General features: G+C 61.5%; 7 protein-coding genes. 5 read left to right on the top strand and 2 right to left on the bottom strand.

Going from position 1 to position 8808, the window contains the following annotated elements; genetic code table 11:
* Window positions 1-698: GGDEF domain-containing response regulator (locus tag B3520_RS12265; protein ID WP_286876163.1), on the bottom strand; the 698-nt coding region annotated here is incomplete at its 3' end.
* A 229-nt stretch (window positions 699-927) separates the two neighbouring features.
* Here B3520_RS12265 and B3520_RS12260 point away from each other — a divergent pair.
* Genes B3520_RS12260 through B3520_RS12250 form a run of 3 tightly spaced genes read left to right on the top strand, consistent with a single transcriptional unit; the run spans window position 928 to window position 4531 of the window.
* Window positions 928-2079 (top strand): 1-acyl-sn-glycerol-3-phosphate acyltransferase, encoded by a 1152-nt coding sequence (locus B3520_RS12260; RefSeq protein WP_286806011.1) that lies wholly within the window; start codon window positions 928-930, stop codon window positions 2077-2079.
* Window positions 2080-2081: 2 nt separating this feature from the next.
* Window positions 2082-4205, top strand: coding sequence for an ATP-dependent DNA helicase DinG (dinG, locus tag B3520_RS12255; protein WP_286806010.1), 2124 nt, complete (start codon window positions 2082-2084; stop codon window positions 4203-4205).
* Window positions 4202-4531: a YqcC family protein gene (locus B3520_RS12250; RefSeq protein WP_286806009.1), complete on the top strand. Its 330-nt coding sequence runs from the start codon at window positions 4202-4204 to the stop codon at window positions 4529-4531. The genes dinG and B3520_RS12250 overlap by 4 nt, the downstream gene beginning before the upstream one ends.
* On the opposite strand, the gene argS is transcribed toward B3520_RS12250, so the two are convergent.
* On the bottom strand, window positions 4515-6254 hold the full coding sequence (argS, locus tag B3520_RS12245) for an arginine--tRNA ligase (RefSeq protein ID WP_123636790.1): 1740 nt from the start codon (window positions 6252-6254) through the stop codon (window positions 4515-4517). The two genes, B3520_RS12250 and argS, sit on opposite strands and share 17 nt — an antisense overlap.
* A gap of 124 nt (window positions 6255-6378) precedes the next feature.
* On the opposite strand from argS, the gene B3520_RS12240 reads away from it, so the two are divergent.
* Window positions 6379-7191, top strand: a complete 813-nt coding sequence (locus tag B3520_RS12240; RefSeq protein ID WP_286806007.1) for an SDR family oxidoreductase — start codon at window positions 6379-6381, stop codon at window positions 7189-7191.
* 318 nt (window positions 7192-7509) lie between these two features.
* Window positions 7510-8808, top strand: a 1299-nt coding sequence (locus tag B3520_RS12235; RefSeq protein ID WP_286876161.1) for a hypothetical protein, incomplete at its 3' end; no start/stop codon positions are given.

Genomic DNA, 8808 nt, shown 5'->3' with positions numbered 1-8808 from the left:
CCCGCCAGGTCGGTTTCCGGGAGTAGGGCGATGAATTCCTCACCCCCGTAGCGGCCCAGCAAATCGGAGGGGCGCTGCAGACACCCTTTTATCGCTTGCGTGATCTGCTTGAGACAGCGGTCGCCCGCCGGGTGGCCGTAGTGATCGTTGTAGGGCTTGAAGTGGTCGACATCGATCATCAGTACGCTGGTGGGGGTCTGATGACGCACCGCGAGTCGCCAGTGTTGGTTGGCCTGATCGTTGAACGTCCGGCGGTTGAGAATCTGGGTAAGACTGTCGAGTTGGCTGAGGGCTTCCAACTCCGCATTCAACTGGTTGAGCTGGTCGCGCATCTCGGCAATCCGGGCCATGGCCCGGATCTTGGCCTTGATGATCACGGGGCTGACCGGTTTGATCAGATAGTCGTCGCCACCGGCCTCAATCCCTTCGCGATAGCTTTCGTCCTCGTTCTTCCCGGTCACGAAGATGATCGGCACCCAGTGTCCGCCGAGCCACTCCCGGATCAGGCGCGTGGTTTCAAAGCCGTTCAGGCCGGGCATCTCCACATCCATGATGATCAGATCGACCGGCGTGTCTTCCAGCAGCTGCAACGCCTCTTCTCCGCTGCGGGCAATGAGTGGCGTGTGGCCTGCCTCGCTGATGTACTGGGACATGGCGTGGCGCAAGGTGGCGCTGTCTTCGACCAGCAAAATCTTCATGAGCTGACGACTATCTCGCTTGTTATTGTTGAATGGACTTTTATGATCCTCTGTCCCGGGAATAAGTTTACGGGTTTACGGCTTCAGGGTCGATCGCCTTCGGTGGGAATTTCGATCTGGATCACGGCCCGGAACTGGCTTTTTCGCGGGGTTTTCGGTATGTTGTGCGACCATTTTCCCCGTAGCCGTTCCGGCCCTGATTTAACCTGACTCCTACAGACTGCCTGTGATGACCGAGTTCGACGATATTCGTCCCTATGATGATCATGAAGTTCGCCCCACCCTGGAGCGATTATTGACCAACCCTGAATTGGCAGACGCCGTAGCGCGTCTCAAGTTCCCTCGGGCGGCCGGTCCCCTGGGCTGGTTGTTGCGCCCGTTGGTGCAGAAAGCCATGCGCCGGCAGATGCGCGGTGTGGACACCATTCTGGGCTTTCAGGAGGTGGTCAAGGGCTACATGCAGCGGATGATTGCCGATACCACCACCGAGCTCACCACCTCGGGGCTGGACCGGCTGGACCCGAACGGCGCCTACCTGTTCGTCAGCAACCACCGGGATATCGCCATGGACCCGGCGTTTGTGAATTGGACCCTGTACCACGGCGGCTTCAATACCCTGCGCATCGCCATTGGTGACAACCTGCTCACCAAGGACTATGTGTCGGATCTGATGCGGCTTAACAAGAGCTTCATCGTGAATCGTTCGGCGCGCGCACCGCGGGAGAAGCTCAAGGCTGCAAAGAAACTGTCCGCCTACATTCATCACTCAATTGCCGAAGATCACGCCAATATCTGGATCGCCCAGCGCGAGGGGCGGGCCAAAGACGGCAAGGACAAGACCAACTCGGCGGTCGTGGGCATGTTCAGCCTCAGTCGACCCAAGAGCCAGCCCTTTGCCGAATACGTCCGCGAACTGAAGATCGTCCCGGTCTCCATTTCCTACGAGTGGGATCCCTGTGATGCCGCCAAGGCTCGTGAGCTGCATCAGCAGCGCACCAGTGGTGGCTACCAGAAGGCCGAGCACGAAGATGTGAAAAGCATCGCCATGGGCATCGCCGGCCAGAAAGGGCATGTGCATGTCGCTTTTGGGGACGTGCTCGACGGAGACTACGAGGATACCGACGCGGTGGTGGCGGAGATCGATCGGCAGATTCTGGACAACTACGTTCTCCATGCGACCAACTGTCTGGCCTGGGAGCGCCTGAATGGCGACTTGCCGGACATGGAGTACGGATATCCGCCCAAAACCTTCTCCCCGGAGGACTTGGGAGAAGTGCGTCAGCGGTTTGAGTTGCATCTGGCCAATATCCCGGCGGATCATCGCGCCTTGGTCTTGGACATGTACGCCAATCCGGTCGCGGCCAAGCTCGACCGGCGCTGAGTATGCTCACCGACGCGGTCAAACAACAGATTCAGACGGCCTACCGCCAGTTCCTCCAGAACCGGGAGCTGAACGCGCGCTACGGTCAGAAACTGATGATCGCCGAAATTGCCCGTACCCTCGGTGGTATTGAGCTGAATGATGAGGGCGAGCGCGAAGGCCGGGGGCATGTCTGTGTGATCGAGGCCGGCACCGGCACCGGGAAGACGGTGGGCTACCTGTTGCCGGCATTGATCATCGCCAAGGCGCTGGGTAAAAAACTCGTGGTGTCTACCGCAACGGTGGCGCTACAGGAACAGGTGGTGAACAAAGACCTGCCGGAGCTCAAGCGTCACAGTGAGCTGTCGTTCAGCTTCACCCTGGCCAAGGGGCGCGGGCGCTATGTGTGCCTGAGCAAGCTCGATAATCTCCTCAGCACCATCCACGAAGGCCTGGACCCGACCCGTCCGCTGTATGAAGACGAGCTGCCCGCCGTGGATGAGCGGGCAGTCAAAATCTATGACTCCATGGTCGATGCCCTGGCGCAAAACCGCTGGGACGGCGAGCGCGACAGCTGGCCCGACGGTATCGAGCAGGAGGATTGGCAGCGGGTGACCACCGACCACCGCCAGTGTACCGGCCGTCGCTGCTCGAACGTGTCGGTGTGCAGTTTTTTCCGGGCCCGGGAGGCGCTGCACACCGCCGACTGTATCGTCACCAATCACGATCTGGTACTGGCCGATCTGGCGCTCGGCGGCGGGGCCATTCTGCCCAGCCCCGAAGACAGCATTTACGTGTTTGACGAAGGCCACCAATTGCCCACCAAGGCGCTGAATCACTTTGCCCATCACAGCCGTGTGGTCAGCACCGTGCGCTGGCTGGATCAGTGCAACAAGGCGCTGGGCACCATGCTGGGCCACATCAGTGGCGCGGGCAATGTCGACCGCTTTGCCGAACAATTGCCGGCGGCCCTGATGGACTGCAAGCAGCGGCTGGAGCAACTGCACCCGGCCCTGGATGCGCTGGCGCAGGAAGTGGCCCTGGACGACCGACAGAGTCACTATCGATTCCCCGGGGGGCAGTTGCCGGAGTCGCTGGTGTTGCCCTCGGTCGAGCTGCACCGGGGCTTTGACCGGCTGTCGGACCTGCTCGATAAAATGGTCGCGGAAGTCAGTGAAGCCATGGAAGATGCCCACTGCCCGGTGCCCAAAGTGGACCTCGAACAGCACTATCCGGCGCTCGGGGCCTGGCAGGCCCGGGCCGAGGCCAACCGGGAGCTCTGGTTCAGCTACGCCACTCCGGACGACAAAGACGAGGTGCCGCGGGCGCGCTGGTTGACCCCCGTGGATGCGGGAGCCGGCATTGATATTGAGGTCTGTTCCAGTCCCATTCTGGCCGCGGGTACCCTGGCGAAAAGCCTGTGGTACCGCTGCTGCGGCGCGGTGGTCACCTCGGCGACACTGGCGGCTCTGGGGCGGTTTGACCGGTTCCAGATGCGCGCCGGTACCCCCAAGGATAGCCATTACGCGCAGATGCCCAGCCCGTTCGATTTCTCCCAGGCGAGCCTGGAAGTGCCGGCCTGGGCGGTGGAGGCGGGTGACGCCCTGCGGCACACCGAATCCCTGGTCACCGGGCTTCCCGATCTGCTTGACCCGGGTGAGGGCAGTCTGGTCCTGTTTTCCTCCCGTCGACAGATGCTCGATGTGTACGAGCAGTTGCCTGATGAGTGGCGCGAGCGCATTCTGGTCCAGGGTGACAAGTCCAAGCAGGCCATGCTCGATACCCATCGGGAGCGGATCGACGCGAGGCAGGGCAGCGTGCTGTTTGGTCTGGCGAGCTTTGCCGAGGGGGTGGACCTGCCGGGCGACTACTGCCGGCACGTGGTGATTGCCAAGCTGCCCTTTTCCGTGCCGGATGATCCCATCGAAGCGGCGCTGGCCGAATGGGTGGAGGCCCGGGGCGGCAATGCCTTTATGGAGATCACCGTGCCGGACGCCTCGCTGCGCCTGATTCAGGCCTGTGGCCGTCTGCTGCGCAATGAGAGCGACAGCGGCAAGATCACGCTGCTTGATCGACGCGTGGTCACTAAGCGCTATGGCAAAGCGCTGCTCAATTCATTACCGCCTTTCAAGCGAGTGATTGCATGACCGATATTCACAGAGAGTTGGCCGAAACCCTGTTTGAGCTTGAGCGCGAGTTGCGCGCGCTCGCCCTGTGGGATGAGGCGCCGCCAAACCCCGAAGCCCTGGCCAGCACCCAGCCGTTTGCGGTGGATACGCTGGAGCTGTACCAGTGGCTGCAGTTCGTGTTCATTCCCAGGCTGTATCGGCTGGTGGAGCACCGGATGGAGCTGCCGGAGAGCTGTTCGGTCTCGCCCATGGCGGAAGAGTATTTCCGGCCTCGCCCGGAAAGCGGCGAGGCCGTGATTGCGGTGTTGGAGCGGATCGATATCCTGGTTACATCTGCTCCATAACCTCAATACCCAGCAGCTCCAGCCCCTGGGCCAGCGTGCGTGACACCAGATCACACAGGCGCAGGCGGCTGGCGCGCAACTCGGCAGGAACCCCGTCTTTCAGCACCGGGCAGGCTTCGTAGAAGCGCATATACAGGCTGGCGAGGTCGTACAGGTAGGTGCACAGCAGGTGCGGCATGGCATCCCGGGCCACCTGATCCAGCGCCTCGCTGAACTGCAGCAGCTTGATGGCCAGCGCCCGCTCCTCGGATTCCACCAGTTGAATCGCCTCGGACAGACTGTCCGGTTGGACGCCGGCGCGCCGAAAAATGCTGCGCACTCGGGTATAGGCGTATTGCAGGTAAGGGGCGGTGTTGCCGTCAAAGCTGAGCATCGCATCCCAGTTGAAGACGTAATCGTTGGTGCGGGTTTTACTCAGGTCCGCGTACTTGACCGCACCGATGCCCACTTTGCGGCCGATCTCGGTCATGGCCTCCGGGCTCAATTCGGTGTTTTTCTCCCGAACCAGTGCGGCGGCCCGTTCGGCGGCCTCATCCAGCAGTTCGGCGAGTTTGACGGTGCCGCCGCTGCGGGTTTTGAACGGTTTACCGTCCGAGCCCATCATGGTGCCGAAGGCGTGATGTTCCAGGCTGACGTTCTCACCTACGAAGCCGGCTTTGCGGGCGACGGTGAACACCTGCTGCATATGCAGGGACTGGCGGGCATCGATAAAGTACATCAAGCGGTTGGCACCCAGTTCGCCCGCCCGAAAGCGCAGGGCCGCCAGATCGGTGGTGGCGTAGAGATAACCACCGCCCTGTTTTTGAATGATCACCGGTGAGGGGTTGCCGTCTTTGTCTGCCAGCTCCTCCAGGAACACCACTTTGGCGCCCTGATCCTCCACCGCAAGCCCCTTTTCCTCGAGCTCGGCCACCAGTGGGGCCAGATCGTCGTTGTAGAAACTCTCGCCGCGCACATCCTCCGGGCGGAGGGTGACATTCAGCTTTTCGTAGATCTCCTGACTGTGATCCAGGGAGACCGAGCGGAACTGCTCCCAAAGCGCCAGCACATCGCTATTCCCGGATTGCAGCTTGACCACATAGTCCCGGGCCTTGTCGGCGAACGCCGGGTCTTCGTCGAAGTGCCGTTTGGCCTGCTGGTAGAACACTTCCAGGTCGCTCAGGGCCATGGTGGCCTCGCGATTTTCCGCCAGTTGCTCTTCGAGCTCGGCGATCAACATGCCGAACTGGGTGCCCCAGTCGCCGACGTGGTTCTGGCGGATGACCTGGTGGCCCTGAAAGCTCAACAAGCGGGCCAGAGCGTCTCCAATGATGGTGGAGCGCAGGTGGCCCACGTGCATTTCCTTGGCCAGGTTCGGGGAGGAGTAGTCCACCACCGCCGTCTGTGGCTCGGCCACGGGGGCGATGCCCAGACGGGTATCATCGGCCGCCTTACCCAGCTGCTGGCTCAACCACTCCGGTGCCAGGTGAATATTGATGAACCCGGGGCCTGCAATTTCGACCTTCTCCGCAATACCGTCCAGCTCCAGGTGGCGCATGATCTCACCCGCGAGCTCCCGAGGGTTGGTCTTCATGGCCTTGGCCGCGCCCATCGCGCCATTGGCCTGGTAGTCACCAAAGCCGGGCTTTTTGCTCGGAGAGACCATCGGGGGGTGCTGGAAGGGGATATGAGCAGACAGCATGGCCTGCTGGACCTTGTGGTTCAGTAAATCGCGAATATTCATAGTCACTATGTGTGGTTTGGGCGAACGCGGGATTGTAACCGGCCAGCTCGGCGTGTGTCATCTATTGCTGCTACTATTCAGGCATAAATTGGCGGTCAGAGTGCAAACCGGAGGAAGAGACCCGATGACTGAGCGACTGAACGGTCAGAATGGCCAGGCACCGACGGTCCTGGTGGTGGGCGGAACCAGTGGGATCAATCGCGGCATCGCCGAGGGCTTTGCTCGCGATGGGGCTCGAGTCGCCGTGGTCAGCCGTTCCGAAGACAAGGTGCGCGCCACCCTGGAGGCGCTGCGAGCGCTGGGCGCCGAGGCCGAGGGGTTCACGGCGGATGTCCGTGCCCCTGAAGCCCTGCAGCAGGGGGTGGCCGGGCTCTGCGACCGGTGGGGGCCTCTGGATGTGGTGGTCTCCGGTGCGGCGGGCAACTTCCCGGCGCTGGCCTCGGGTATGTCGGCCAATGCCTTTCGCTCGGTGGTGGAGATTGATCTTCTGGGCAGCTTTCATGTACTTCAGGCGGTCTACCCCCACCTGCGCCGTCCCTCATCGGTTATTCAGATCTCAGCCCCCCAGGCGGTTCTGCCCATGGTGGGGCAGTCCCACGTCTGTGCGGCCAAAGCGGGGGTGGATATGTTGACCCGAACCCTGGCCCAGGAGTGGGGGGCGGAAGGAATCCGAGTAAATTCGGTGCTCCCCGGCCCGATCGAGCACACTGAGGGCATGAAACGTCTCGCCCCCTCACCCGAACTACAGGAACAGGTTGCCGCATCGGTACCACTGAAACGGCTCGGACAGGCGGAGGACATTTATCGGGCCTGCCGGTTTTTGGCCTCCGCGGATGCCGACTTCATTACCGGCGCGGTGTTGCCGGTCGATGGCGGTTGGTCGCTGTCGGGCGCCTCGCGGGTGGGCGATGCCCTGGCGGAAGCGCTCAAGCGCTGACCCACAACCCGCTCTTCGGAGTGTCATGTTCGAGCGGGAGTGTCAACGCCTGCCCAGCGGGCCGGTGGTTGTTGGCACGGGCTCCCGAGGCGTCTCACAATCTCCTGAAACCCCTTGTCTTCTCAGCGCATCGCGCGCTGCCTGTTTTGACACGCCCCACCTTTTCTGACCATCGTTAAACTGGGACGAACACTCGCGACCATTCTGCCAGAGTACCTCCTCAGGCGGCCAGGGCCACGCCCTGAAGCTTCAACCAAGGGATGACGTTGCCGCCGGACAATAAACCGAATAATGACAGCAATGAGTGAGGTCACCGCTATGAATAGGCGCCTTTTGGGATTCGGCATTCTGTTTTTTGCCACATCAGTTACCGCGCAGAACTATCCACCACCGAGCACCACGCCCACCGAAAGTGCGGTCAGTGTCGGGGCAGGCAGCTATCTCAGCGAATGGGATAGTCGAGTCGATGCCGCGATCCCGGACAACCGGGATGTGCAGCAGACGCAGCACATTACCTCCAACCTTGAGGGGCAACCGATCCCGACCAACGACTGGTGGAGCTCTCTGGTGTGGGCGGGGGTGAACGAGCCCTGGTTGGATTGGGGGACGCGTGGTAGCCACAACGTCAGTTATGCCCATCCGTTCGCACTGAAAGCGCAACGCAATGGGATGCGGCTTTATTCTCCAAACAAGAGTGATTACTGGACGGCGGATTATGCCTTCGTCGGAGCCATGCCAGACCCGGTGGAAGAGTGGGTGGACGGTACGCCCACCCCGCTGTTTGATACGGTCTACTTCAAAGACCTGGATTTCGTTCTGGGCAACAGTGCCGCCGATGACAACCTGAACGCGAAGGTTCACGATTTCAGCGATTGGTTTGTGACGACCCGAATGGAGGCACCGGGCGCGTCCATGGACCTGACTTTCGGGCATGGGTCACCCTATGTGTTTGCCCACTACGAAACCGGGAATCCGACGCTGGAGTTTTCCACCGACAGTACCGCCCCCGATGCGGCCGTCGCGCAGGTCTGGGCGGGCTCGGAGAACACACCGGTGTTGGGGTTCACCGTGGAGGGGCGTCACTACGCGGCTTTTGCGCCGGAAGGGACCTCTTGGGAAGGGTTGGGCACGGCCACCATTACCGCCAACTTACCCCAGACAGATCGTTACTTCAGTGTCGCGGCCTTGCCGGATCCAGACGCCCTGGCACTGTTTGAGCGGTACGCCTACAACCACGTGACGCACTCGGAGGTCAGTTGGGACTACCGTCAGAATGAGAGCGCCGTGGTCACCACCTATCAGGTCGAAACGGAAAACCATGTCGAAAGCGAGGCGCCTGGCACGTTGTTCGGATTGTATCCGCACCAGTGGCGCAAATTGGCCGACGGTGTGACCTTTACCGGGGATGCCTATTACACGCCGCGCGGTGATATGAAGCTGGCCGAGGGCAATGGTTTTACCACCCGGGCGAGGTTCCAGGGGGTTATTCCGGAGCTGCCAAGGCTCGAGAGCGAGGCTGATCTGGAACGGCTGTCGGGGCTGGTTGAATCCGTGCGTCGAGAGACGTTCACCCACCGCGATACCTATTACACCGGGAAGCGGCTCGGCAAGCTGGCT

The sequence above is a fragment of the Marinimicrobium sp. UBA4509 genome, assembly GCF_002388575.1.
GTDB classification, from domain to species: domain Bacteria; phylum Pseudomonadota; class Gammaproteobacteria; order Pseudomonadales; family Cellvibrionaceae; genus Marinimicrobium; species Marinimicrobium koreense.
The sequence above is the reverse complement of the archived record's forward strand: the minus strand, read 5'-3'. Positions and strand labels throughout refer to the sequence as shown.